27 protein-coding genes are annotated in these 23,831 nt (G+C 61.1%); 6 read left to right on the top strand and 21 right to left on the bottom strand.

Annotation, left to right across the window (positions count from 1 at the left end):
• The first annotated feature begins 126 nt into the window (after positions 1-126).
• The gene (locus ACM0PK_RS09650; RefSeq protein WP_114618588.1) at positions 127-1,104 is read left to right on the top strand and encodes a HEPN domain-containing protein; all 978 of its coding nucleotides are present in this window, start codon (positions 127-129) and stop codon (positions 1,102-1,104) included.
• Between the two features lie 149 nt (positions 1,105-1,253).
• On the top strand, positions 1,254-2,192 hold the full coding sequence (locus ACM0PK_RS09645; protein WP_114618587.1) for an HNH endonuclease: 939 nt from the start codon (positions 1,254-1,256) through the stop codon (positions 2,190-2,192).
• Between the two features lie 56 nt (positions 2,193-2,248).
• Here ACM0PK_RS09645 and ACM0PK_RS09640 read toward each other — a convergent pair whose 3' ends face one another.
• Positions 2,249-2,776, bottom strand: a complete 528-nt coding sequence (locus ACM0PK_RS09640; protein ID WP_143579325.1) for a hypothetical protein — start codon at positions 2,774-2,776, stop codon at positions 2,249-2,251.
• Between the two features lie 253 nt (positions 2,777-3,029).
• Here ACM0PK_RS09640 and ACM0PK_RS09635 point away from each other — a divergent pair, with 253 nt between their 5' ends.
• Positions 3,030-3,413 (top strand): hypothetical protein, encoded by a 384-nt coding sequence (locus ACM0PK_RS09635; RefSeq protein ID WP_235648845.1) that lies wholly within the window; start codon positions 3,030-3,032, stop codon positions 3,411-3,413.
• Between the two features lie 18 nt (positions 3,414-3,431).
• The gene (locus ACM0PK_RS09630) at positions 3,432-3,863 is read left to right on the top strand and encodes a hypothetical protein (protein ID WP_235648844.1); all 432 of its coding nucleotides are present in this window, start codon (positions 3,432-3,434) and stop codon (positions 3,861-3,863) included.
• Here ACM0PK_RS09630 and ACM0PK_RS09625 read toward each other — a convergent pair.
• From ACM0PK_RS09625 to ACM0PK_RS09610, 4 genes are all read right to left on the bottom strand, one after another.
• Entirely contained in the window at positions 3,860-4,084 is a 225-nt protein-coding gene (locus ACM0PK_RS09625; RefSeq protein WP_414606814.1) for a hypothetical protein, read from the bottom strand. The genes ACM0PK_RS09630 and ACM0PK_RS09625 overlap by 4 nt on opposite strands.
• A gap of 8 nt (positions 4,085-4,092) precedes the next feature.
• A complete protein-coding gene (locus tag ACM0PK_RS09620) occupies positions 4,093-6,060 on the bottom strand; it encodes a fimbria/pilus outer membrane usher protein (protein WP_414606815.1) in 1,968 nt (655 codons plus the stop codon).
• Between the two features lie 9 nt (positions 6,061-6,069).
• The gene (locus tag ACM0PK_RS09615) at positions 6,070-6,723 is read right to left on the bottom strand and encodes a fimbrial biogenesis chaperone (protein ID WP_414606816.1); all 654 of its coding nucleotides are present in this window, start codon (positions 6,721-6,723) and stop codon (positions 6,070-6,072) included.
• Positions 6,724-6,839: 116 nt separating this feature from the next.
• Positions 6,840-7,337, bottom strand: a complete 498-nt coding sequence (locus tag ACM0PK_RS09610; protein WP_080281884.1) for a Csu type fimbrial protein — start codon at positions 7,335-7,337, stop codon at positions 6,840-6,842.
• Positions 7,338-7,605: 268 nt separating this feature from the next.
• Here ACM0PK_RS09610 and ACM0PK_RS09605 point away from each other — a divergent pair, with 268 nt between their 5' ends.
• A complete protein-coding gene (locus ACM0PK_RS09605) occupies positions 7,606-7,962 on the top strand; it encodes an HNH endonuclease (RefSeq protein WP_032960326.1) in 357 nt (118 codons plus the stop codon).
• A gap of 34 nt (positions 7,963-7,996) precedes the next feature.
• Entirely contained in the window at positions 7,997-8,974 is a 978-nt protein-coding gene (locus ACM0PK_RS09600; protein WP_197599482.1) for a hypothetical protein, read from the top strand.
• Between the two features lie 129 nt (positions 8,975-9,103).
• On the opposite strand, the gene ACM0PK_RS09595 is transcribed toward ACM0PK_RS09600, so the two are convergent.
• From ACM0PK_RS09595 to ACM0PK_RS09520, 16 genes are all read right to left on the bottom strand, one after another.
• The gene (locus ACM0PK_RS09595; RefSeq protein WP_149500840.1) at positions 9,104-9,562 is read right to left on the bottom strand and encodes a hypothetical protein; all 459 of its coding nucleotides are present in this window, start codon (positions 9,560-9,562) and stop codon (positions 9,104-9,106) included.
• Complete coding sequence (locus ACM0PK_RS09590) at positions 9,559-10,017, bottom strand: hypothetical protein (RefSeq protein ID WP_032960331.1); 459 nt, start codon at positions 10,015-10,017, stop codon at positions 9,559-9,561. The genes ACM0PK_RS09595 and ACM0PK_RS09590 overlap by 4 nt, the downstream gene beginning before the upstream one ends.
• Before the next feature lie 2 nt (positions 10,018-10,019).
• Positions 10,020-10,400 carry a hypothetical protein gene (locus ACM0PK_RS09585; protein WP_032960332.1) on the bottom strand — a complete coding sequence of 127 codons (381 nt, stop codon included), beginning with the start codon at positions 10,398-10,400 and terminating at the stop codon, positions 10,020-10,022.
• Positions 10,401-10,610: 210 nt separating this feature from the next.
• Entirely contained in the window at positions 10,611-10,868 is a 258-nt protein-coding gene (locus ACM0PK_RS09580; protein WP_032960334.1) for a hypothetical protein, read from the bottom strand.
• 75 nt (positions 10,869-10,943) lie between these two features.
• Positions 10,944-13,589, bottom strand: coding sequence for a DEAD/DEAH box helicase (locus tag ACM0PK_RS09575; RefSeq protein WP_197593770.1), 2,646 nt, complete (start codon positions 13,587-13,589; stop codon positions 10,944-10,946).
• Positions 13,590-13,591: 2 nt separating this feature from the next.
• Positions 13,592-15,247 carry a site-specific DNA-methyltransferase gene (locus tag ACM0PK_RS09570; protein WP_197593772.1) on the bottom strand — a complete coding sequence of 552 codons (1,656 nt, stop codon included), beginning with the start codon at positions 15,245-15,247 and terminating at the stop codon, positions 13,592-13,594.
• 131 nt (positions 15,248-15,378) lie between these two features.
• A complete protein-coding gene (locus tag ACM0PK_RS09565; protein ID WP_141098025.1) occupies positions 15,379-15,858 on the bottom strand; it encodes a helix-turn-helix domain-containing protein in 480 nt (159 codons plus the stop codon).
• Positions 15,855-16,166 carry a hypothetical protein gene (locus tag ACM0PK_RS09560; RefSeq protein WP_141098024.1) on the bottom strand — a complete coding sequence of 104 codons (312 nt, stop codon included), beginning with the start codon at positions 16,164-16,166 and terminating at the stop codon, positions 15,855-15,857. Before ACM0PK_RS09560 ends, ACM0PK_RS09565 begins: the two co-directional genes overlap by 4 nt.
• 68 nt (positions 16,167-16,234) lie before the next feature.
• On the bottom strand, positions 16,235-16,549 hold the full coding sequence (locus tag ACM0PK_RS09555) for a hypothetical protein (RefSeq protein WP_114618575.1): 315 nt from the start codon (positions 16,547-16,549) through the stop codon (positions 16,235-16,237).
• On the bottom strand, positions 16,546-16,866 hold the full coding sequence (locus ACM0PK_RS09550; RefSeq protein WP_114618574.1) for a hypothetical protein: 321 nt from the start codon (positions 16,864-16,866) through the stop codon (positions 16,546-16,548). Before ACM0PK_RS09550 ends, ACM0PK_RS09555 begins: the two co-directional genes overlap by 4 nt.
• Positions 16,867-17,086: 220 nt before the next feature.
• Complete coding sequence (locus ACM0PK_RS09545) at positions 17,087-17,338, bottom strand: hypothetical protein (RefSeq protein ID WP_414606817.1); 252 nt, start codon at positions 17,336-17,338, stop codon at positions 17,087-17,089.
• Positions 17,339-17,674: 336 nt separating this feature from the next.
• Positions 17,675-19,429, bottom strand: coding sequence for an ankyrin repeat domain-containing protein (locus tag ACM0PK_RS09540; RefSeq protein ID WP_114618572.1), 1,755 nt, complete (start codon positions 19,427-19,429; stop codon positions 17,675-17,677).
• Positions 19,430-19,796: 367 nt separating this feature from the next.
• Positions 19,797-20,810 carry an ArdC family protein gene (locus ACM0PK_RS09535; RefSeq protein WP_049451931.1) on the bottom strand — a complete coding sequence of 338 codons (1,014 nt, stop codon included), beginning with the start codon at positions 20,808-20,810 and terminating at the stop codon, positions 19,797-19,799.
• A 67-nt stretch (positions 20,811-20,877) separates the two neighbouring features.
• A complete protein-coding gene (locus ACM0PK_RS09530; protein ID WP_323162930.1) occupies positions 20,878-21,123 on the bottom strand; it encodes a hypothetical protein in 246 nt (81 codons plus the stop codon).
• Positions 21,124-21,214: 91 nt separating this feature from the next.
• Positions 21,215-23,089, bottom strand: a complete 1,875-nt coding sequence (locus ACM0PK_RS09525; RefSeq protein WP_414606818.1) for a DNA primase family protein — start codon at positions 23,087-23,089, stop codon at positions 21,215-21,217.
• Positions 23,090-23,146: 57 nt separating this feature from the next.
• The gene (locus ACM0PK_RS09520) at positions 23,147-23,308 is read right to left on the bottom strand and encodes a DUF3450 domain-containing protein (protein WP_136191690.1); all 162 of its coding nucleotides are present in this window, start codon (positions 23,306-23,308) and stop codon (positions 23,147-23,149) included.
• Between the last annotated feature and the right edge of the window lie 523 nt (positions 23,309-23,831).

The following is a 23,831-nucleotide window of genomic DNA, read 5'->3' as shown; positions in this document are numbered from 1 at the left end:
ACCCGCGAACACCGGCGATGCTTGCCCCTCTCAATCGCTGCGGCTTTCTTTCACCGGATTCACGCGTCTCAGAGCCCGCGTGGCGCCGTTTATACTGCACATCTACTTAAGCCCTAAGGGGGCGACATGGAACGGTCGAGAAAAGATGAGCTGAACGAGTGGAAGTGGCCCACTCGCCCAACCAACGAAGAAGAGTTCGACGCCATGATGACGTCTCTCGACAGTCGCTTTTCGGCGATGGGCATCGAACCCTGCCATCGAGGAATGAGAGCCTCCCAGCAAATATCCTGGACCTTGAAGCTGGATGGCACTCCAATCCTCGGCGGACCACCGGACAGGGGTCCCCCCTTCGGTCCGCGCGACCTACTTGCCAAGGTCCATGACTGGTATTCGGATCACTACGGCGACGCGATGAAGATCGACTTCTCACCGGGAAGCTTCCTGGTTGTCGTCAACGGCAACCTCTGGAAGGTTCGTCTTCCGATGATCATGGGCGAAGGGACGCTCGTGTTTGATCGCGACCTATCCATAGCCCAGAAGGGCGGTGTTGGCAGGGGTCCGGCAATCCACAACGTGTTGTGCTCGGTGGAGGGACTGACACAACCGATGGCCAACAAGTTATCGGACCCGGAGCTTGCGTTTTTCTTCCACGCATTTGTGCATGGTTGGCAAGCAATCATGACTCTGGATTCACTCGGCGGGCATGCACTGTTCTCTGAAGCAAAAGCAGATTTCAGGCACAGCGTCGATGCCATCGCCAGCCGACGCGAGTATGGAAAAGCGCGCTGGGAGGCGGCTCAATGCGCTGAGAAGTTGCTGAAAGGCCTTCTTGCCCGCGAGGGACACTCGTATCCAAAGGATGCCGGAAAGGGGCATGACCACGTCCACCTTGGCAAGCTGCTGGAGGAAAAGCTCAGCATTCGTATCAGCGAAGAGATTCTAACGGCATTGAAGACGTCACCGGCCGTTCGATACGGGGAAGAGGCCAGCACATTAGAGCAAGCGATGGCGTCCCATAGCGCTCTGCTGGCATTGCTAAGGACGCTTGGGCCACACCACTTCGTCGAGACCAGCGATGGCGATTCAACCAATGGAATCGGCTAGCACCGTCTGCTCTACGCTTGCAGGCTGCGTCTCACTCCGCCGGGATAACGGCAGACACGGCATGAAGGACGTAGCGAGATAGCGCCCCAAGCGCTTGAACGGCCCGTCTTGGAGCGTGGACTACTGCATTCGGCCAGCAAAGGAATGGCATGGACAACGGCAACGACAAACAACGGATCGCCGAATGGCGCGCAAAGCGACGCCGGCAGCGCTTCGAGCAGGAACTGGAGCGAAATCGCACGCGGCAGTTCGGCGGGCATTTCTTTCTCGAGGACGATGAAGGGGAAGGCATCGATCCTGCTGACGCCGCTGCGGACGCAGAGGAGCTGGCCTTAGCCCAGCAAAAGTTGGTGCGCGCACAGGCCCCGCCTCGCCTGACGAGCAGCGAGCTCAGGCTGGCGTTGTGGTCATGGGATTTGGACGCGCTGCGCCAGTTGTGGAGTGAGCGGGAGCAAAAGCTGACCTACCTGGAGGACGCCGCTCGGTTGCTTGCACACATTCGTCACCGATCCGGGATTGACCCCGTCCTTCGTGCCCCGGCGCAGATGATGAAGAACGACGCGGTCGAAGCACTCAGGGGGACGCTGGAAGAGTCCGGCCGCCTGATTCCGAGCTCTGCACCCGCCTCACTCGCTCCGCCAGACGTCGAGGTGGATGGCAAGCGCGTCGAGCAGGTGCTGCGAGTCATCCGGGATGGGCAGGCCGAGTTCAGGAAGCGATTGATCGAGCATTACGGGGCCGTGTGCATGGTCACAGGCACGGCGCACGCGGCCGTGATCGATGCTGCGCACATCACGCCCTACAACGGCACGTCCACCAATGCGCTCAGCAACGGGCTGCTGCTTCGGAAGGACATCCACGCCCTGTTCGATGCTGGTTTGCTTGTGGTGTCTCCGAGCCTGGTCATCTCCGTCTCCAGCACCCTTTCTGATGCCTGCTACCGCGATCTGCATGGGCGGCCGCTGAGACTTCTAGCCCCGTCCAAGATCTCTACGAACGCTCTGCGGTCCCGGATGCTTGGCAAGGCAGCGGACGAGATCAGCCTTTCAGGCGTTACCCTCGGGAACAAAAATGAATCTCGCATCTGATCCGCTGGAAGCCGTTCGCTGGGCGAATCATGAGGGGGCAACTTACCAAGGAGTGCTCACTCCTCACCCTCCCACGGATCATCCTCAAGCTCCGACCAACGACCATCCCCTCCCGCCTCAAGGCGCTTGCGTTCAGCTGCACGCTCTGCTTCTTCCTGCTTCAGCCAAGCACGGGCGGCCTCGCCGCCCTCAATCAGTGCCATCAAACGGCGGTTTTGCCGTTCGTATTCACCCTGCTTAAGCAATCCGGCGGCATAGTCCTGCTCGAGTGATTCAAGCTCTGAACCGAACTCCAATGCACTTCTTACTTGATCCGCCTCTTCAGCCTCTCGCCGCGTCGTGTGCTTGAGTAGAGAGAGCATCGGATCTCCTAAATCTTCACCAGGGGCACAAGCTGCCACCTGATCCAAATCGACACCAGCAATTCGGTTAATTTGACCAAGTTCAATGAGCTTTTCCTCAAGCAACAGAACTGATCGGTGGTGGTTCCGTGATATCTCCAGCAATCCCTTGCCGCCAGAGTATGCCCTGGCAACGATCACCTCCTCCGCCTCTGTCCACGGACTATCATCTCGAGTGCCCATCCCCGTCACCTGCTTTACCCCGGTCGATCTTCGGGATTCTAATCGATAGGGGCTGCACTAGAAGCCAAGCGCTGCCCCACCTCTTTCCTGCGGGGTCAAAACCTCCGAAGCTGGACAGGTCATCAGGGTGATTCCACCACACCTTATAGACCGACCGCGGGGGTGTCGGCAGGATCCGGCACTCACTAAGCGCCTGTCGGCCACCGTGCACCATTGGGCAGCGCATTCCCTACAGAGCCAGTATGCTGCACGCATGGCCCTCTACAAAATCGCAGATCATCTCGAAAAGGCGAAGGCCTTCCTCACCCAAGGCGAGGAGTCCTCGCTGATTTATGCCGCACTTGAGCTTCGATTCTGTCTGGAATCCGTGGCTTATCAAAATCTGGCCGCCTACGGCGACGACATTTCAGCCGAGTTGGCTAGAGAGTGGCGACCCGATCAAATCATCAAAATGCTGGCCGCGTTCGATCCAAACTCTGATCAAACGGCCAGCTTCTCTATCTCGGTGACGCCGCTGCCCGAAGACCTCGATTTCGCCTCAAGTGACTTAAGAGCTGCCTTCAACGACAGCGATTTCCTGCCGATAGGCGAGGCCAAACGCATTCCTTGGAGCAAGTTTCGTAGCTACTACAACTAGTTGGGCAGCTTTCTCCATTTGCGCAAGGATCTGACGAACGCACGGCCGAAGATCGAAAGGCTCCGGGCTCTCATCGCGGAGCTGGAAGAGGTTGCGAGCTCGACGCTGATCGCTGCCGGCAAGCATCTCGCGACGGGCAAATGCGTCGACTGCGGCCATGTGCTGATTCTCGGTCCGGCTGAGCAAGCGGGCGACAAGCCCGTTTTCTGCCCGAACACCAAGTGCAACTCAAGCTATTTGGCCATCAGGGGGGACCGGGAGCGGCGGGTGCAGAAGGTCGAAGCCCTGGGGCTGCGCTGCGAATGCGAGGCCATCGTTCCTATCTTGCCAGAGAGGCTCCTCAAGCCTGCGGTTTGCCCGGATTGTGGGTCGACCGTTTGCGCAGTCATTGCTTCGAAGGCAAGGGTGCTAGGGGCGCCGCACGGTCGCGAGGGAGATCTGAGCAGCTAGTTGCACCTTAACTCCGCCACTTCGTCCAGGCCCGGCAGTGGCGACGGCAACACGGCTTTGCACACGCCCGAAACCTCGACGGCCATCCCCGGCTCAGGGTGTTCTAGGTAAAGGGCTCCGTCGTAGCCGACCATGGCTTGTTCGTTCGGCGTGGACGCGACGGTGCCCGGCGCGATGATCGGACCTGTCAGGATGAAGGCCCGGGCGTTCTGCGTCAGCACGGGGAAGGTCACCCGCACACCGCCTTGCCGGGGGCCACGGCTTGTTTCTCCGTCTCCCCGATCTCCACGCCCACCGGCAGCTCCTTGTCCTTGAGGCTGACGGTGGTGGGTAGCAGGGAGGGAACGTCGGTCACCAGCACGCGGCCTTGCTTGTTGGTCTGGCCGACCGGCGCTCCGTTGACCCGCACCGGCACGCCCGCCTGGCCCGGCACGTCCACGACCGCGAAGCTGGCGTAGGCAGGCCTTCCGAAGGCCACACCGCGATGGTCCAGGAACACGGAGCCAGAGAAGTTGGCCGCCACCTGGGTTTGCCCGTCGTAGCGGTCCAGCATGATCCGGGCGTCGCCGTAACGGGTCATCGCGTCGGCCGTGGCCCGGGTGCTGCCCAGTTCGCCCTCGGTGTGCTCTGCAGCCAAGCGAAGGCCGCCCTCGGTGCGGTAGGTCGCTCGGGTGGTCAGGGCATCCTGGCCTGGGGCCTGGCGGGCCCGCACGCCCACGCTGGCCTTGCTGCCGAAGCGGTAGGTGTAGCTGGCGGACACTTGAAGATCGTCGCCTTGAAGGTCTCGGAGCACGTTGGCGGACACCTGGCCCGCGGTGCCCAGGTTCGCGCTCACGCTCAGGGAGGCGAAGGCTAGGCTGGAGCGCCCCGTGTCGATGGCGCTGTAGGTGCCGCGCAAGGTGAAGCGGCGATCCGGACGGTAGGAAACGCTGGCTTGGGTGCGCGACGCGATGGGCAGCGCGGTCTCGCTCTGCAGTCGCCAGAACCCGTCGTTTTCCTCGTGTTCCAATCGCACGCCAAACGTGGGCCCTTTGTAGCCGTAGGCAACAGCCCAGCGCGTCCCGCCGTCGCTTGAGCGACCCACCTCGCCGTCGAGCACGCCCCAGGTGCCCGGGGCCCAGGTGGAACCCACGGTGACGTTGCCCTTGCCCTTCTCGTCCACCTGGCCACCGGCTCGGATGGTCCAGCGGTCGTTGACGCCCCTGGCCCAGGAAGCGCTGACGCCGGCCGTGCCGTAGCGGTTTTCGTCTTCGCGGACCTGGCCGGCGGCGATTTCCCACGCGGAGAGGCCCCGACGCAGCAGGGTCGGGGCGACGTAGAGCCGTGCAGTGGAAACGGCGGTTTCCCGGCCGTAGGCGTCCCGCACGACCACGGCCGTTTGGCTGGCTCCCAAGGCCACGTTTCGACTGTCCACGGTGAAGGGGCCGGCCTTGACGTCTTGGCGCGTGATTTCCGCCTGGTTGGACAGGACCTTGACCTGCCCCGGATCCAACGCGATGCCCCCCAAGGTCGGGACGGGCCACGTCGGCGTGAGCGGATCCAGGGCTGCCGGGTCCTTCGCGAGGCGAATGCCCCCCAGCGCCACGGGGCCGATGCGGGGGATGGCGTAGACATCGCCGGCTTGCCAGGTCCGTTGGCGCTTCAAGTCGTCTTTCTGCCAGGCCGTCATGCCGCGGCGCATGCCAAACCCGCTGGGGGAATGGTTGAGCTGCCCGGTGGTGGAGACCACGCCCCAACGCCCTCCGGTGCGCGCGTCCAGTGCCAAGGACGTGGCTTGTTGGCCGCCTGCGATCTGGGTGGCGAGGTTGTAGTTGACCAGCACGCCCCCGATGGCCGGCGAGACCTGGGAAACCGGGGTGCCTCGTCGGGTGAGCTGCTGGGCTGGCTTGCGGTCGGCGGGGATGGTGAGCCGGACCGTGGCGTTCTCGGGGTTGTAAGCCACCGAGACGCCCAAGGCTTGGTCAGTCAGGTCCTGCCCCTCTTCGCCCGGGCGAAGGGTCACGCCGAGCTGCTGCCAAGTCGTGGCTTCCGCGACCCAAGCCCCGTTCTGCTGCCAGAGCAACACGGGGTCTTTGGCGGGCTGGCCGTTGGCCAGGATGGGCGCTGCAAGCACGGGTTCCACCCCGTCTGGGATGGCCGCGTGCGCGGTGCCGATGGACAGGGCCAGCGCGAGGCCCAGGACGCTTCCCCGCCGCATGCGTTGCCCTTAGTCTGCGGGGACGGTAGCGGGGGACCCGTTGACCGTGATCGAGAGCGAGGCGGCTTTCAAGCCGGACTTGAGCTCAACCAGCTTGTTCTGACCAGGGAGCACCCACCCCAGCGCCCCTTCGCGCCATGCCGGCATGCCTTGAGGACCGACGGCGGTCAGGCGCGCGGCGGTGGGCCCGGTGTTGGTCAGCAGCAGGCCGTCGGCGGTGAAGCGGGCCTTGAGCACCGGAAGACCGGCCTTGGCATCCTCAAACCCCACCGGCAGGTTCTGGTGAATCAACAACTGCACGCGGCCCGCCGTGGACGGCTGGGGCAACTGGCGCAGCAGCACGCGGTAGTAGCCCGGCGTGCCGACGCCTTGAGTGCGCACCAACCGCACGGCCCGGCGGGACCCAGGCGGGATTTCGACAATGGACGGTGCCGCGAGCACCGCGGTGGCGGGGCTGGTCACGTCCTGCCCGGCGTCTTGGGACCAGTCCAGCACCGTTACTTGGAAACGCTCGGGGGTTTTCCCATGGTTTTCCAAGGTCAACGCGCCCGATTTTTCCCCAGCCGGCGCCACGATGCTCGTGGGAAACAACGACACATTTCCCGCCCACGCAGGCACGGCGAACAATGAGCACAACGAAACGGCCAACAAACGCTTCAACATCACTCCTCCAAACCGATCACCTCCTTTGATCCAACCAAAACATTTAAAGTTGTCAACCCACCCCCAAAAGAAAACCCCCGGGGATTTCCGGGGGCTTTAAGGGAAACGGTTGAGGATCAATAAGTCAGGGTCACGGCGATGGTATCGGAGAAGGTCCCGCCGGGCACCTTGTTCAAATCATAGAAGGCATAACCGATGCCGATCATCTGCTGCTCACCGGTTCCCACGCCCTCCCACGCATCGGCCCCACTGCCCCACGCTTGGCTGGCACCAGGGTCTTTAAACAGCCCGTAGGCCACGAAGTTCCCGGCCCCATCGGACACAGCACGGTGATTGGGTCGCGCGATGGCCGCCCCGTAGTTCAACCCATCGCCAGGCACGATGCTGAAGGCGGTGCCTTGGTTGCAGCGAACCATCAACGCACCATTGGAATAGCCCTGCGTGCCGGACGCCAAGCCGTTGTATTCACCGCCGCCCAGCTGGGTCACGAGCAGGCTGCACTCGTTGTTCACGGTCGCAGAAATCATCAGGTCTTCGGTGACGTCAGCGGCGGACGCCGAAGCGGCAGAAAACGCGGCCATCAAGGCCAGAGAAAAAGAAAGGGTCTTGCGCATGAAAAATCCTCCTCGGATTTAGGGAAAGGGAAAGTGGCCCGGATTGGGCTTGCTTCACCAATACTCGATAAATCCATTTCCGCAAGAGGATCGGGCAACAAGATTTGGAGGCGCCAACCCAAGCGCTTGCACCGAACGCACGAGTAAGCTAAAAAGCAACCGCCGGTCGCAGAAGCGTCGGTGTTGTGCCCGCATGCCAGTAGGCTCCGGGTGCCCGAGGTCCACCCAATGGGGGCGCGGGAATCTTTTTTCGATTCCGGAGCCATCCATGACGACCAAGCGCCTCAAATCCATCCGCACATCCGCCTTCCATGCCCAGTCTGGCCGCTGCTTCTATTGCGGTCTGCCGATGTGGCTCGAAGCTCCATCAGAACTGGGACTGAAGTCCCGCAAGGCTCAAGCCTTTCAGTGCACCGCCGAACACCTGCTGGCCCAGCAAGACGGGGGCCGAGACGTGTCCGGGAACGTGGTGGCCGCACATGCCCGATGCAACCAGTGCAGGCATAAGCGGAAGGGGCCAGCCCCTTCCCCCGATGCTTTCCGCGCGCTCGTGATGAGGCGCGTCAACGCGGGGAAGTGGTGGCCCCAAAACCAGAAGTTCTGGCAACATCAGTCGACCCAGTAGGGGCGATGCCTTGCCCCACTGCAAGGAGGCTTTGATGTTGATTCGGGGGGCAGAACCCGTCAGTTGCTTTGGGCTAGCCGGCTGCGATGAGAACGCGGGCACCTATGCCCTGGGATGGTGCCTGGAGCAGTCCGCAGCGCTTCGTGCGGAGCTCTTCGGTGCCATGGGGCTTGATCCGTTGGCACAGGTGGCGCTTTCCAGCCAAGACTTCGGCATGAAGGATCGCGGGTTCACTGATTTGGAGGTTCTTTCAGGCACGGCCTTTCATCTGGTGTTTGAAGCCAAGCGACACTGGCAGGTGGCCACGCATGCGCAACTTGCCCGGTATGTCCATCGCTTGGCCGACTCGAATGTGCAGCACAAGCGGCTCATCTCGGTCAGCGCGGCTCGGAAGGATTGGGCCGTTAGGCACCTTCCCGCGGACGTCAAGGGCATCCCCGTCGATCACCTCTCCTGGTCTGAAATCCGTGCCATGGCGAAGCGGGCTCATGCTGCGACCAGAAACCAAATCGAACGCTTGTGGCTGGACCAGCTCGCCTTGCACCTATCGGAATACGGAATGACCTCCAACGCGTTTGACTCGCTCGCCTATGTGGTTTCGCTAAGCCGAGACTTGATGCCCAGCTCTCAAGAGCTGACCTGGATCGATGTCGTCACCAAGCAGGGCAAGTATTTCCATCCCATCGGTGGCAATGGCTGGCCCACTGTCCCGCCGGCCTACATCGGCTTCCGCTACCTATCGCAGTTCCGAAGTGTCCACTTCATCGAGCGCGTAGACACGGTTGATCGGCTTCAGGACGTAGACCGGCATTGGCCGGAAACCGATTCTCCGCACTTCGTCTACACCCTTGGCCCCGCGATGCGTCCAGCGACGGTGTTGCCACTGGGGAACATCTACTACACCGCCCGGCACCGGGTCGCGTTGGATCTGCTTCTTAGCGGCAAAGCAGCCACGTATGAGGAGGCGGTTGCGCTCACCAAGGACCGCCAAGCCCAGCGAGGCGAGGCCTGACACCAGGCAAAAAAATAGGCCGGGGATGAGCCAGCAGAAGGATTCCGAGGAACAAGGGATGGGCAGAAGTATGCCCAGCCTCATTCGCAGTGGTAGAGACCCTTGGCCGAAATCCCGTCTGCCTCGATGTCAGGCGTGCGTGGGAAGCTTGACCAGTCCCATCCAGTCCGACTGCGCCGTGGAAGCGCTCGCCATCAGGGGCCCGTGCCCTGGGATGACCTTGAGCTGGTCCACGCCGGCCTGGTCTTGGGGGAAGAACGGGCCGTCTGGGCTGAATATGAAATGGTCTCCCTGCAGCGCGCCGCAGATTTGACAGTGGTTGGCCACGTAGGTCTGGTTGGCCGTCTGCGAGCAGTTGGGCTTGAGCCAGGGGGCCGCGGCCCTGACCCGGGCCATCGTGCCCACGTCCAGCTCGCTGACGTATTTCAGCAGCGATGGGCCGCCTTCCTCGGGATACTCCTCGTCCTCGTTGTCGAGGAACCCAGGCACCCAAATGGCGGTCACCACGATCGACTCCGAGCACTTCCAACAAGTGAACTTGCCCTGCAGCAGGGCGTAGCTGGTGGCCGTGATATTGAGATCGGTCATGGGGACTCGTCCACGTATGCACCGCGATCCCAGGAGCGGTAGCGCCAGGGCAACACTTCCTCCAAGAAGGTGACACGGGGGCTGGGGAGGTTCTTCAGCCCGCCGATGGCGGATTGAATGCCCTTGGCATTGGACTCTGGGACAAAGAGCCAGGGCCTGGCACTCCAATCCAGCGGCACACCGCTGTCCCGAGCCAGGGCTGCCCTGACCCCAGGCCAATGCTCGTCCCACGCCCGCAGACGGGCCAGCAGCGACGGCGCGCGTGCGGCGTAGGTGATTTCGCAGAGGTAGGCCGCCTGCTCCTTGAAGCTGACCGCGACGGCGTCGCAATACCAGTGCGGGCCGCTGGTATCCGGGTTCGCGCCTTCGTTGAGTTGGATGCAGCACTGGCTGTTGACGAACAGCGCTCGGTCGGCGCGCAGATAGTCCAGCACCACACCTTCGAAGTGATCCATCGCTATTTGGGCTCCATTGCGGTTCGCAGCTCTTCCAGCCGCTCGGCTATCTTGGCGCCGGAGAGCTTGCAGCCCCCAGCGCCGCAGACGTCTTTGACCATAACCAAGGAAACGACCGAGGCACGCAGGAGGTCTTTCTTGTTGCGCTCCAGCGCCTGCCATTCGTCTGGCAACGCAGTGAGCGCGGCCGGGGCTTCTTTGCCGGACAGGTATTGGAGGCAGTTTAACGGTGCCCAGGCCAGGCCGATCTCGTTGACCAGCAGGCTGCGCAGCTCGCGTTCGCCGGCCTTGCCTTCTGCCAGGTTCAGCACCGCGTGCGCGGCGACGATGGCCTTCTGCTGGGGGGACAACTTCGCGCTGGGCCAGTTTGTGGTGCGGACCATTTCCTTGCTCTCGACATTCTGGGCATTGCCAACTTAGACGCTCGCCGTATCGCAGCTTGAGACCTTAGCGGAGAACAGCCAACGGGAGGCTACCTGATCCGCCATGCGCTTCAGCCTTCGATCCATATCTGGGTTTTAACCAAGGCATCGCGGGCTCGTATAGCGGGCGATCAACGATCCGAGAATCAGCCCGTGCGATAAGCATCCCGTTTACATCCTTCGCCCGGGTCCATCCTTACCGCCCCCAAGCTCTCTCTTCATCTTGTCGCCCACGGCTCTGTCAAAAACTTGCGCGGCCTTGCTGTAGCGCCCCTTAGCCTGATTCACCAGCTTCCGCTTGAAAGGTGTAGGACTCTCCTTCGCGACCCTTTCAGCTTCTTCAAGCTCTTTTCCAGCCTTATCCATGCTTCCTTTAGCCAAGCGCACTCTGGCTTCAATCTTTCGTTGTTCGATCTCGTCTTCGGTCACACACCCTCCTTGCACTGTATGGTCAAGCGGCCTTCCGGTGTTCGTAATACGGGGGTGAACCCCACTCACACCTGATCATTTAGAGATCGCTGCTTTAAGTTGCTCGGTGATGCTGTTGCCCTTCTCGTCCCGCAGCTGGGCCATGAGGTAGACACCTCGGCCGTTGCTCTTAGCGGCCCATAGCTCGCCGATCATGCGCTTCTCCTTCTCGGAGTCCGCGGAGTAACGGTCACCACCCTTGTATTCAACGACGAGCAGTCGACCATCTTTAAGCCGCGCCACGAAGTCCGGGTAGGTGCGCTGCTTGGACGTCGGCATCCAGAACTGGCTCTTGTCCACCAGGTTGCGGACCCAAAACTCCACCTCGTCCAGCTGATCGATGGCCTGGGCGCAGAGGAACTCCTCGCCCACCTTGCCCCCGGCGGTCTTCCATTGAAGATCGCCCACGAAGGGGTAGTAGTGCTTGCGGAAGCGATATGTGCCGCCTTGGTAGTAAGAATGCGCTGGATACTGGGTCATGTCCGCCGGATAGGTGAACATGGCATCGGGCTCGTCGCTGACCACGATCTCTGCGTCGGCACCAAACAGGGCCTGCTGGAAGCCATCCTTGAGTGCTTCTGCCTTGGCGATCTGGAGCTGTTCGCCGAGCTTCCGTCGGAGCACGAACTGGCCATTGAGCAGTTGCGATAGCGAGAAGCCCCGATCTTCGGACAGCCCGCTGATGGACCGGCGCAACCACTCCCGCAGCACGGGCTGCTTGACCGCTGGATCGCGGATCTTCTGGTCCAGCCAGCCGACCAAGTCCGCTTGAGTGCGGTCCTTGGCGAAGCCAGGCAAGTAGGTATTTACGTCGTCGTCAATCGGCGTGTAGCTGACCTTCTCGTCCACCAAATCGACTTCAAAGGTTTTGCTGTCCGCATTGAACTTGAGGCTGGTCAAGTCCGGGGGATAGGCCAACAGATCCCAAGTAAAGCCTGGGGGCGTCGCCCCGCTCTCCACAAACTCCAGCTCGCCCTGCTCCATGACCCCCAACCGGGGCACGCTGAACACCGAGCCATTCTGGCTGGGTGCCTTGACGGCCTTGGCGGCGATCTGGTGCCGCTGGATCGTAGCCGTCGCTTCCTCGCGCTCCTTGGTTGGCACAGCCTTGGTGATCGCTTCCACGGTGGACTCGTCCACCTCGCCCGTGATCTCTACCAAGCCCCCCTTACCTTCTTCGTTCGGAGTGAATACAACGCTGGCCTGGTCCCGAGCAGGGATGCCGGTAAGATCAGGCTGTTTGCTCACAGCAATGGTGGCCCTGGGCGTCACGGGCACCGGATTGACCTTGCCGCCTTGCAAGTCCAAGCCGGGCCCAGGTGTGGGATCCGCCAGCACCGCGCCCACGGCCTCCAGCGGGTTGAACCCGATGTCGATGAGCGACTTGGTGAGCTCTGCGGCAGCCAGATTGAACGCCGCAGTGGTGACGTGCGCGTAGGCCTTGTTCATGGCCTCCTGCTTGCGGCGGGTGGCATACGGCATGCGCAGAACGCGCCCCAGCAGCTGCTGGATGTCCTTGTCGCTCTTGACCTGGGCCACCGAGCAAAAGACGTAGGCAAACGAGCAATCCCACCCTTCCTTGAGCGCTTGCTTGGTGATGATGACCTCGATGGGGCAGTCCTTGGCGAACAGGTCCACCCCGTCGATCTCGCGCTGATCGCCCGTGGCGATGGCAATCGCCTTCTCGGGCACCTTCTCGTTGTCGATGAGGTGCTTCTTGACCTCCTCGACCGTGGCAGTGCCCTTGGCGTTCTCAGCCTGAATCAGCAGGATGGGACGGATATAGTCCGGCTCGCCCAGCGCGGTCTTGCCCAACTCGTTACGGCGAGCCACGGCGCTACCCACTGCGACTTCCCATTGCCCGACGTGCTCCTTGAGCACGACTGGGAACTTAATCATATTGGCAACTTTGAGCTCAAACGCGCTGACGCTCACCAGCACATTGCTTTTGCTGGCTTCCGGCGTGGCCGTGAGCTCCACCACGACCTTGGCACCAAGCCGCTCGTAGACCTGATAGGACAGGGGCGTGTTGGCATTGTGGGCTTCGTCGGTGATGACCAACGGGCCGTGAAGTTTCAGCAGATTGGCGAAGGACGCGATGGCCTTTCCCGCCTTGTTCTGCTCCAAGTAGGGCAAGTCGGACACGCTGCCGGCGAAGTGAGGCTCCAGATCTTCGTGGTGCTCGTAAACCTTGCGGCCTTCCTGGTTCTCCACGCGCAGGGCCGCCATGGTCGAAATGACCACGCACACCTTGGTGCCCAAGTCAGCGGGGCGGATGTGGGTGAAGTCCTCCACATCGAACACAGCGACCTTGCCCCCGAACGCCTCGTCCAGTTCTTGGCGGTAGGGGTGTCGGGGATTCTTGAAGGCTTCCAGCGTCTGGGTCTTGATCTGGGTGGTGGGGACCATCCACATGACCAGCGGGAACTCGCGCTCGAGGTAGGCGTCGCCCGCCGCCTGGATGATGTGCGCGCCCATGACCGTTTTACCGCCGCCCGTCGGAATGCGTAGGCACACGTAGGGCGAGGCCTCGAGATGAGGCATGGGTTTGTATTGGGTGACCAGACCGGCATCCGCGTTCTTCTCAAACGCGGATGCCGGGCCGGTCAGCCGGGCGTCTTCGAGGAACTGGGCCAGGCTGGACAAGGCCCGTTGCTGATACACCTTGAGGGAAAGAGCCATGCTTAGCGTGCCTTGATGTCGTAGGGGGTCTGTTTGAAGGTGATCTGGAGTTCTTCCAGACGCTCCTTTGGCAAGTCGCAGGACTCCCCGTAGATCACCTTGGGCCCCTCAAAGGGCTGCAAGCCCTTCAAGATCCGCTTGGTCAGCACGTTACCGCCACTCTTGCTTTCATCCCCGAGAATGCCGTTGAACAGCAGGTAGTAGCCGATCCCATGGTGCTCACCCAGAAACGGTTGCTTGGGGGCACGTGTGGAGCGTGCGGTGCCTGTTTCGGCAAACCAGACGTGGGCGGCCAAGTGTTCGAACTTGATGCCCTCGCGGATGTGGCCCGCATCATCGAACACGGGCACACCGAGCTTGTAGAAGCGAAAGCCACCGCCACCTTTCCAACCGACTTCTTTCGAAATACCTGATTGCTCTCCTTCCACAACGGATACAAGCCTCGCTTGGCAATGGCTTCGCGCCTGGTCACCTCGCTCAATACCAACAAACCTGCGATTGAGCTTCAAAGCAACTGCTGCTGTCGTCCCGCTTCCAAGAAAACTATCGAGAACAAGGTCCCCAGGTTTAGTCGTTAACTCAATGCAACGACGCAGGAGCCGCTCGGGCTTTTTACCTTTCTTAAATGTCACGCCGCCCTCGCCAGCAATACCCTCCCACGAGATATCACTCCAGATATTCGTAAGCATTGAGGAGGCGACAGGCTCTCCATCAATCTCAACAACGTTCTTGCTGTAGAAAAGGATTTGCTGACCGTCCAAGATGTAGACCGTATCGAGCGATTCGCCCCGCTCCAGCTTTAGAACCTCACCAGGTCTACTGAGAGACTCTTTCTTTAGATCAACGATTGCCTGACCCGCACCGGAGTCGCTAATGGATGCTAAGCGGCAGACTTGGCTTGAGTTCTTCAGAACCCACTTGTCGAAGTGCTGGAGAATAGACTTAGGGTGTTTGATCCTTGCGTTCCGTGGCACCTCAGCATATTTATCGGCAAGAGACGAAAACCTCCATTCACTCTCAGGCAAATCCCGGTTCTCCAGCCAAAGGTTGTAGGCATAGTCAACACCGCGTGGAATGCGGGCACTTACGTCTTCAAACTTCTCTTTGTCCTTGGCATACCAAAGAATGTATTCCGATGCTTTGAATACACCAGGATTGACAGTGCTAAATGCAGAAGGAGAGCGGGCAGCGATAGTTATCCTGTTGACGAAGTTAGACCGGCCAAAAATCTCATCCAGCATCACCTTCGCATAGTCAACCTCGTTATCGTCCAGATGAAGAAAAAGAGATCCCTTCTCTGAAACAAGCTCGTGGATGAGTTCGAGCCTGGCATACATCATTGACAACCAAATCGAATGCTCGAAGTTGTCGTCGTATTTCGGGAACATCGCTCCGGTATTGAACGGCGGGTCTATGTAGACGCAACCAACCTGGCCGGCGTAGTAAGGCAGCAACGCCTTCAACGCATCCAGGTTGTCGCCCTCGATCAGCATGTTGGGAGCGTCCACCTCCCCATAGGACAAGCTTGCCACCGGCTCCAAGAGTCGATAGGGCGTCAGGGCGGAGCGGGTCAGGTCCTCATCACGGTCGGACCAGTTGAGCAGTGGCATCGAATACATCCCCTCGAACAGGCTCCAAGTATCCTTCAACGGGTGCATTTGGGCCAATCCCTAAGGCACCATCCGGCTCTAAATCATTGATCGAAATGAGCTTTGCGAAATAAGAAACCGGCGGGGCTTTAGAGCCTGACGACGCATCGGCACTTGGGCCTGGAGATATGTCTCGGCTACTACGTGCTGAGGCCCGCATTCCTGCAGTAGCGATACACGGCCGAGCTGCTCACCCCGAGCTCCCGCGCCAACTGAGCCCGGCTGACCTCCTTTAAGCGAGCCCGAACCTGGTCCAGGGCCAGCCCCCGCAAGGTGCGGTGCTCCGGCCCTTTCAGGACGCGCCCCAACCAAAGGGCTTGGCGGTCCAGGCCGATGGTGGCCGGCGACACGCCCAAGCGCTTGGCGACCTCGGCCGATGTGAGCCCGGCGTTGACCAGCCGCTGCACCTGCTGGCGGCGCTCGGTGACCTCTCGGGCTTGGCGGGCCCGAAAGGCCTGCCGTCCGCAACCGGCCAGGCGATGCCGCCGGACAAAGCGGTTCACGGCTTGGTGGGTGACGCCCAGGCGTTGGGCCAAGGCGCGCTGAGTCACCCCTTCGTCCAGCAAGGATTGGATTTCAGTCGGGGAGCGGCCGCCGAGAAAGCCTTTGCGTGGACTCATCGAACCATCGCCGCCCAGTCGCCACGAATCACCGAGGGCGACACGCCCAGCGCTTGCGCGATGGCCTCGGGCGTCAGGCCTGCAGTCATGCCGGCCCGAATCGCATACCTCCTCTGGCGTGCATAGGCTTGGCGACGCACCTCCGGGTCGATGGGCATGGCATCGGACGGGTCTACGCGTTGGGCGTGCTCGATTTGCTCCGCTTCGCCGTGTGCGTTGCGGTGCGCGGCCAAGGCGTCGTCCACGTCCTTGCTGAAAGGCGTGTTGCACTGGGCAGCGTCGTAGATGGCTTGGATCTCCGCAGGCATGGGGAGCAGCTCGATGCCGTCAGGCCCGGGAAGAACGTCTGGGGCAAACAAGGTGGACGGCTCGCGTGTCATCGGCCCACCCAGTAGCCCAGCCCCGCGCTAAGCAAGGTGGCCGCGTATAGAGCGGCGTCCTCAGCGCTGGAAATGTTGAGGGCCATGATTACCGCCCCGAATGCGAGCGTGAGGACGCAGCCCGTGAAGATCCCCCCATAAATGGCGAAACCAATGTAAAGCGACGCGCTCCGCTCGCCGCTCCGGATGAAGGTCAGCGATTGCTTCACCGTCGGGTAAGTCAGCGCGGCCACAAAAGAGGTAACCGCCGCCGAGCAAAGAAACACTGCAAGGACCAGAATGGAAAGGAAAAGCATCGTCAACGCACTCATCCGCGCGACCTCCCCTTGCCCCAGAAATAGGCAAGCAGGCAGAGCACCGCGACCGTGCCGAGTGCAAACAGGCCTCCCGCGGTGGCGACGTGGCGCCAAACACTGAAGGTGGCTTGAGCCAGGAACGCGGCGATGACCACCATCCCAACCCCAAACAGCCCGCCATGAATCACGAAGCGGCCGTGCGTGCGAGCGTCTCGCTCACGGCCTCTCACCCGTTGCCAGGCTGCCTTGGCGTCGGCAAAGCGCTTGAACGTCCAGAGCGGAATCAGGACCATGAGGCCAAGCAGGGTCAGCAAAAGGATCGCGCTCACCATGGGCGGCCTCCCGCTTCGCTCTTCAGCGGGCGTGCCTGGAAGGTGAGAGGTTGGCCCCACTGGCTGGGCTTGAGATTCCATGCCATTGGCAGGTGATGCAGCTCGCGAGGTTGCGCAGGGGAGCAGTCCATGCCATCCAGGACTAGATGCCCGCATTGCTTGAAGTCTTCGACGGTCAATGAGGCAGCGGAGCGCTTACGAGGAAATGCGTTCCACTTCATCAGCGCTGCCCTTCAATCGGCACAACGCGGCTTTTGGAACCCCGGCCGGTCAAGAACACCTTGTCGCCGGCGCGGATCAGCAAGTCGTCTGCCTGGACGATGGCAATCACCTTGCCGCTCTCCAGGTCGCGGACATACACCTCCACGCCCTTGCGCTTGCGCTTGCTCAAGCCGTTCTGAACCGCCGTGCCGGCCACCCCGCCGATGGTCCCGGCCGCAATCCGGGAAGCGTTTCGATAGTTTTTGTTCACCTCTCGCACGGGACGCATAACCCACGGCGGCGCCGATTGCGGAACCGGCGTTGAGGCGCTTGTCGGATTTGATGTCCACGCTGCGAACCATGAGCACCTCGCCCAGGCGGGCGTTCTGAACACTCAAGGTTTCACTGGTGCCGTAACGATGGGCGGAACCGTTGTCCGCAGCGGAGGCCGTCAGGGGGAGCAGGCCGACAAGGGCCAGAGAAAGAACCAAAACGCGCATGAGGCCTCCTTTTTTTGAATGGGTTGCACTACCCATAACAAAAGGTTTGGTTTGCGCAAGGGGATCTGGAAAAGAAAAGGCGGCCTTCGCCGCCCTTTCCCTTGGCCTTAGAAGCGCGCTCGCAAGCGAGGGACCTCCTGGGTTTGGCCATCCTGCCCATGGGCCTTCATGGCCGCACCGACCTGGCGTTGGGCGTCGGCCCCAAACCCGCCTTCCGGTGGCTTCCAAGCGTTGGCAGCGGGAAGAAGCTCGTCCAAGAGCTTGGATCGGTTGTGGGCTCGCAGCTCGTTCTCAGCGTTGTTCAAGAACGCCTTGGTCTCTCGGTTGCTCGCAAAATCGATGGGCTTCATACGAGGCTCGTTTCGAAAGCCGTTGACATGGTTGTCAAAGCCTTGCTCGCCGACGAGCTTACACCCCTTGTCCCAGTCCGCCCCTGCGAACACCAGTTCTCGGCAGAGTTCCGTTTTCCCCTGCTTCGCCGCTTCATGGAGGACGCTGTAGCCGGCATAGTTGTTGTAGGCCCAGCCCTCGTCTCCGTCGATGTTGAACGTTCGGTTCCGACTGACCAGTTCTTCGTTGGGATCCACCTGCTCCAGCAGACGTTTGGCGTCGCCGGCCTCAACGAGGGCCACAATGTTGAGCACGCGGTCTTGCTCCTCCTTCGTCTCCTCCGCCTTTTCCGCGGCCTGCTCTTCCGCTTCGGCATCCCAATACCGATCCTCGTGGTAGTAATCGCGGGTCGCATAAGGGGTTTCCCCCCTGTCGTTCTCTACGTGGTGCTGGGGAACGCCTCGCCCCACCCCATCGACCAACTCTTTCATGGCGCGCTCGTCCGCGGTGTGAGCAGGAATGTTTCCCTCCATGTCTTTTGCGTCAACCTGGGCGCCGGCCAACACCAACGCCTGCACCATCTCCCCCGTTTTGACGTAATGAAGCGGGGTTCGGCCCAGCGCATCGGTGTCCCTCACACTGCCGCCCTGCCCCAACGCAGCGACAAGCTCGCTGGGCGTTTCGGCCAGGAAAATCGGGTCGGTCGCCGCATCGACGCGCTCACGCGGCGAAAAATCGTCTCGGTGGTTCCGAGCGTTTTCTCGATAAAGCACCGGATCATGTTTGAGCGCTGGCTCGCCACTGGAGTTCAGCAGGGAGGGATCGGCCTTGGCATCCAGCAAGCGCAGCACAACGCCTAGATCGCTGGCCAGGTGGAGCGGGGTGTCTCCCCCGTCCGCCCGCAGATTCACGTCGGCGCCGGCATCGACAAGCATGTGGATGTCGCCGTCAAGCCCTCGCTTCGCAGCGACATGCAGAGCGGATTGCCCTTGGCTCAGGGCATTGACATCCGCTCCGGCCTTCGCCAACAACGCCAAACCTTCCGCAGTAGGTTTTTCGGACCAAGCGGGTTCCCTTTGGTAGGTGCTCAACAGGCGATCAAAAGGCGAACGCCCTTGTTTGTCCAACGCGTGAACATCCGCCCCAGCCGAGATGAGCAGCTCCATCTGCCACGGTTCCTGACATTCATGCAAGGCGGAATCGCCGCGCGAGTCGCGATACCCTTTCACATCGGCGCCGTCTTCGATGGCCTGCCTCACCTCGTCCTCGAAGCGACCCTTCGTCTTCAGACCAGCAAAGGCCAGAGTGCTCCCCAACCGATCCGTTGCCTCATCGTTGAAGGGCACACTTTGAGGGCCCTCAACGGGCGAAAGGGTTGCCGGCTCCGCTGAAGCCACTGGCCGCTGGCTTGAATCGTCCAAGCGCTCCCGGACCGGGGGTTCAGGCGGCTCAGAAGGAGCCACGCCTGGAAGTTCCGTGTCCTTTTGACGGATGAAGGGTCGAAGTAGATTTGAAAAGACGTTGCCAGCCATGGTTCCTCCGCTTGATGAGTGATACCCATGTCTTAACAAAGAAAGGGGGATGCGCAAGGGTCTGCAAAGAGAAAAGGGGTGGCGTTCGCCACCCCTCTCAATCCAGCGCAAGAAGCTCAAGAAACAACATGGCGCCTAGTTAGTGATTTCTGAGGTCGGTTAACTAAGCATTCTTTCCACCCCGGCGACAGCAACCACCGGAAACCACCAAAACAGCAAGGATAACCACCCAACCACCCAACCACCCCCTAACCGCTCACCCTCAGAAAGTTATCAGTTAGAAGCAGAGGAATCGGACCTCAGCCGGGACTTCCCCCGACACATTCATTTCTAACTCGAAACCTCAAAAGGTCAACCCCCACCTGCGTTAAGCAACCTGGCGTTCCTTGCGTCGCGATGGAGACCTTCGGCCGGCTTCCGCCTCCCGCCCCTGCTCCGTGTCCTGCTCCTTCTTGACCTGCGGCAGCGGCTCGCGTTCAAACGTCGGGATGTCGAGGAAGGTCATGACCTTCTCCGCTTGGCTGGCTGCGCGGAACAGGGTCCTCGGGTCATCGGCCAGGGCTTTCATCCAAGACTGCAGGTAGCCGGCGTGCTGTTCTTCGTGTTCTTTCCCCAGCCCGATCCCGAGGCGCTCGGAAATGAAAAGGCTGGACAGCTCTGCCACCAGTTCCTCCTTGGCATACCCCTCCGTCCCGAATCGCCCGGTTAGATCGCGGCCGAGCCGGTGCTTGGCCCCGGTCCAATGGGCCAGTTCGTGGAGCACGGTTGACGCATAACTAATCGGGTCTTGAAAGCTGCCGGCTTTCGGAACGTGGATGCTGTCGGTAGCAACGGAGTAGAAGGCCCTGTTCCCGCCATCGTGATGAAGTTTTGGCTGGTGCTTGTCCAACAACTCCCGCAGACGCAAGTTGCGGATCGACTCGGGCATGATGAAGGGCGGCGGGGGCTCGGGCATGCCGTCCATTTGGCTGGCATTGAACACCGTGGCGACGAACACCGATGGCCCTTGGTATCCGCTCTTCTCTTCGCCTTCGATCAACGGCTCGGCACCGTCTTTGGCTTTGCCCGTCTTGCTGAAGTCCCAGTAGGTGATCTGCTGCCCCTTCTCGCCGCGCTTGACTTGGGCCCCAATGCTTTCTGCCTGCCGGTAGGTCAGCCAGCGATTGTCGTTGTAGCCATGGGCCATCTGCGCCCCGCGCAGGATCAGCGTGTTGGAGCCGCGATAGGACTTGCCCGAGGTTGGATTCCACGGCCCGTTGATCGAGCCGTTCTGCGGGGCGTCGGGGTCGTTCCAGGGCCGGCGCCAGGGGATGGTGCCCTGCTGCATGAGCGAAAGCATTCGCTCGGCAGTGGCTTCAATGAGATCAGAATACTTGGACATGGGGTGGTTGCCTCAAATCTTTTTCAACCTCCTGCGCCTCTCAACAGGTGGTTGTGGGTGGATGGGGTCAGAACTCGATATGAAGGGTCAGCGTCTTTCGGTGATACAACGCTCGCCGCACCAGCTCGGCGATTTCATCCTCGCTGCGCAATCCCTGGTCGCCGTCTTTGCCAAGACGGACATGGAGACCAAACCCGCTCTGCACGAGCAAGTATTGCGGGTCCGCTTCCGGTGTCTCTGGGCTCTCCAGATCGGCCGGGCCGATGGCCGATTCGGGGAACGCGTCGTCGGGGATGTGGTTGGGCGATGGCATGGGGGCTCCGTTTTGGTTTGGATACCCCTTTGCAATAGCGCAACGTCGCCGGTTGTAAAGGCCTGCCCCGGAAATGCCCGGCGTTGCTGGGTTAGCCGGCCTTCTTCTTTTCCGCTTCGGCCTTGCGTTGCTCGCGCGCCTGTCGCTCCCGGCGATCCTGCCTCTCACATGCGGCGGCGTTCTTGGCTTGGCGCTCCCGTTCGGCGCGGCGTTCCGCCTGGACCTGCTCGTAGGGCGTATTGGTGAAGCCAAAGACGTCTCGGATGGCATCGGGCATGTCGGCGAAGTCCTGCTCGTCTTGCCGTTCGGCGGCGACGGCCAGTGCGACGTTCTGAGCGTCGTTGGCCGCCTTGGCCTGCTCAGATTCGGCATGACGGGCTTCTGGGGTCAGGGCCTCCAGCCGCTTGAGCTCCAGCTCTTGTGCGCGCTCGGCATCGGTCTGCTCGCCCTTCCAGCAGCAGAGGTAGCAGTCCAACTGCTCGCCCTCTACGCGCCGATTCGACGGGCGCCCCCGCAGGTGCCCGGCGGTTTTCAGACCACGGGTGAACTGGCGCTGCGAGAGGATTTCATCCGGTTCAAAGCCCTTCTTCTCGCACCAGGCCACATAGCGGGCATGGATGGCCTTGACGCTTTGCCATTGCTCACTGCCAGCGGCGGCGCCGAACAGCACGCGGTCGGCGTGGGCCCAGGCCGCGATGGAGTCGGCGCCGTGGATGACGGCCTGCTTGTAGGCCTGCGCGGCCTCCGGGAGTTCGTGGTCGGCCATGAACCGGCCTCGGGCCACGACTCGGCGGGCGCCTTCCAGCATCCAGTCGAGGAACAACTGGCCTTCTTCTGCAAGCAGCTTCTTGCTGAAGTCAGGAATGCGGTCACTCTCCGGGATCACGTTCGCCCACTCCACGATGGAGAGGCGGCGGGCCACGCCGCCGGACTTGTCGCGGAAGAACGGCGCGGAGTTGGAGCTGATGATCCACTTGGCCTTGGATTGGTAGTTCAGAACCGACAGGTGCTTGCGATTGATCGCGATGCCGTTGCCGCTGACCAGGGTCTTGAACGTGCCCTCTTTCCACTTCTCGCACTCCACCTCATCCACCAAGATCAGCTGGCTGCCCAGGATGCCTTCGAGTGCAAACGTGTCGCTCAACGTGCCCAGGTCCAGGCGGGCCACTTTGTTGTGGACGACTTCGACGCACTCGGCCAGCGTGCTCTTGCCGCTGCCGGCGGCGCCATGCCACCACGCCGCGATCTGATAGGAACCGGGCAGCAAGGTCATCCCGCACTGCTCCTGCACCAAGGCGCGCACGCCTTCGTCCGGCAACGCATGGGCCAGGAACTTGCCCAGCAGGCTATCGGCCGGCACGGAGCTGGGGATGTAGCGCTGGCCGGGCGTGGCGCCCGTGGCGATGTTCAGGGCGTGGGTCATGCCGTAGCGCGGCTGGGGTTCCAACGCCTGGATGCTGTCGGCGGTGATTTCCAGGTAAGCGTCAGCGCAGGGGACCACCGCCCGCTTGGGTTCCAACTGCGGCAACGCGCTTTGCTGGCCTAGGCGGGTGCGGGCGTAGGCCCAGCAACTCGAAGCGAGCTTGTCGCTGGCCTTTGCGGGGATGTTGGCATCGAGCCAGTCGGACGCCAGGCCGTCGCCGAGGCCGCGGTGAACCAGCGCCCAGTGATTTGCACTCCAACGGTAGACCAGCGTCGATTGCGTCGCGGATTCGTCGCGGACGCTGGCCCAGAGGTGGCCGTCGAGCCCCAACTGGAGGTGGCGAGCGAACAAGAAGTCCAGGCTTTCCGGGCGCAGCTCGCCTTTGTTGAGCTTGGCTTGCTTGTGGCGATCCAAGGCCCGTTGTTCAACCTTGAGATTGCTGGCGTAATCCCGCCGGTTTTTCTCCCAGTGCTTTTCGATGAGAAAAGCAACCTCAGGGGGGTTGACGACCGACGGATCTTGAGGGAGATTGTTCGTAGACATTGTAGTTCGGCTCCAACGACTCCCCGCCCGGCAAGGCGGGGTTTCGCGTTTGTGGGGTTAGGCGACGTGCGGCAACGCGTTGTCGAGGATCCGGCGCAGCTTCTCGCTGGGAGAAATCCCCGACCGCTTGGCTTCGGCTTTCAGCCGCTCAATCAACGCCCTTTCCATGCGGGCATTGAAAGGGTCTTTGCGTGGGGTTTGGTTCTGCTGCGTGCTCATGGGTTCTCCGTGTTGCATCCGTAATACATTCAAGAAAGCAGGTTTCTTGAAACCGTCAAGCCCCTTCCCCAGAAATATTTTTTAGCTGCTGGTTAACTTTTCTGCTGGTTTTCTGTTTTTTCTTAAACCAGCAGACAAACCAGCAACTAAAAACCTTCCAAGTGATTGTTTAATCTCGTTTTTGTTCAAAAAATAAGCTAACTGCTGGTTTGCTGGTTAAAAAAACAGGTTTACGCTACGCGCCAACGTCTCATTTGGTCGAGAGATTTTCACTTATTCTTAACATTTTACAGTTGCAGAGAAAAAGTGAAAAAAATTAACCAGCAAACCAGCAGGAGCCTTCAAAGCCTTACGTGACAAGGGTTTTGCTGCTGGTTTGGCTGCTGGTTAACGGTTTTGGGGTTAACCAGCAGGAGCGTTAACCAGCAGTCTTTCCTAACAAACCGATACGGTTGGATTATTTTTCGTATGGAATAGCTTTCAGGAAAGCGGGGTAACAAGCACTTGTTACCCGGTTTCTGCG

It is taken from the genome of Stenotrophomonas sp. FR010, from assembly GCF_047520755.2.
In the GTDB taxonomy this organism is placed as follows: domain Bacteria; phylum Pseudomonadota; class Gammaproteobacteria; order Xanthomonadales; family Xanthomonadaceae; genus Stenotrophomonas; species Stenotrophomonas sepilia.
Note: the sequence above shows the minus strand (reverse complement) of the source record. Positions and strands in the feature narration are given on the sequence as shown.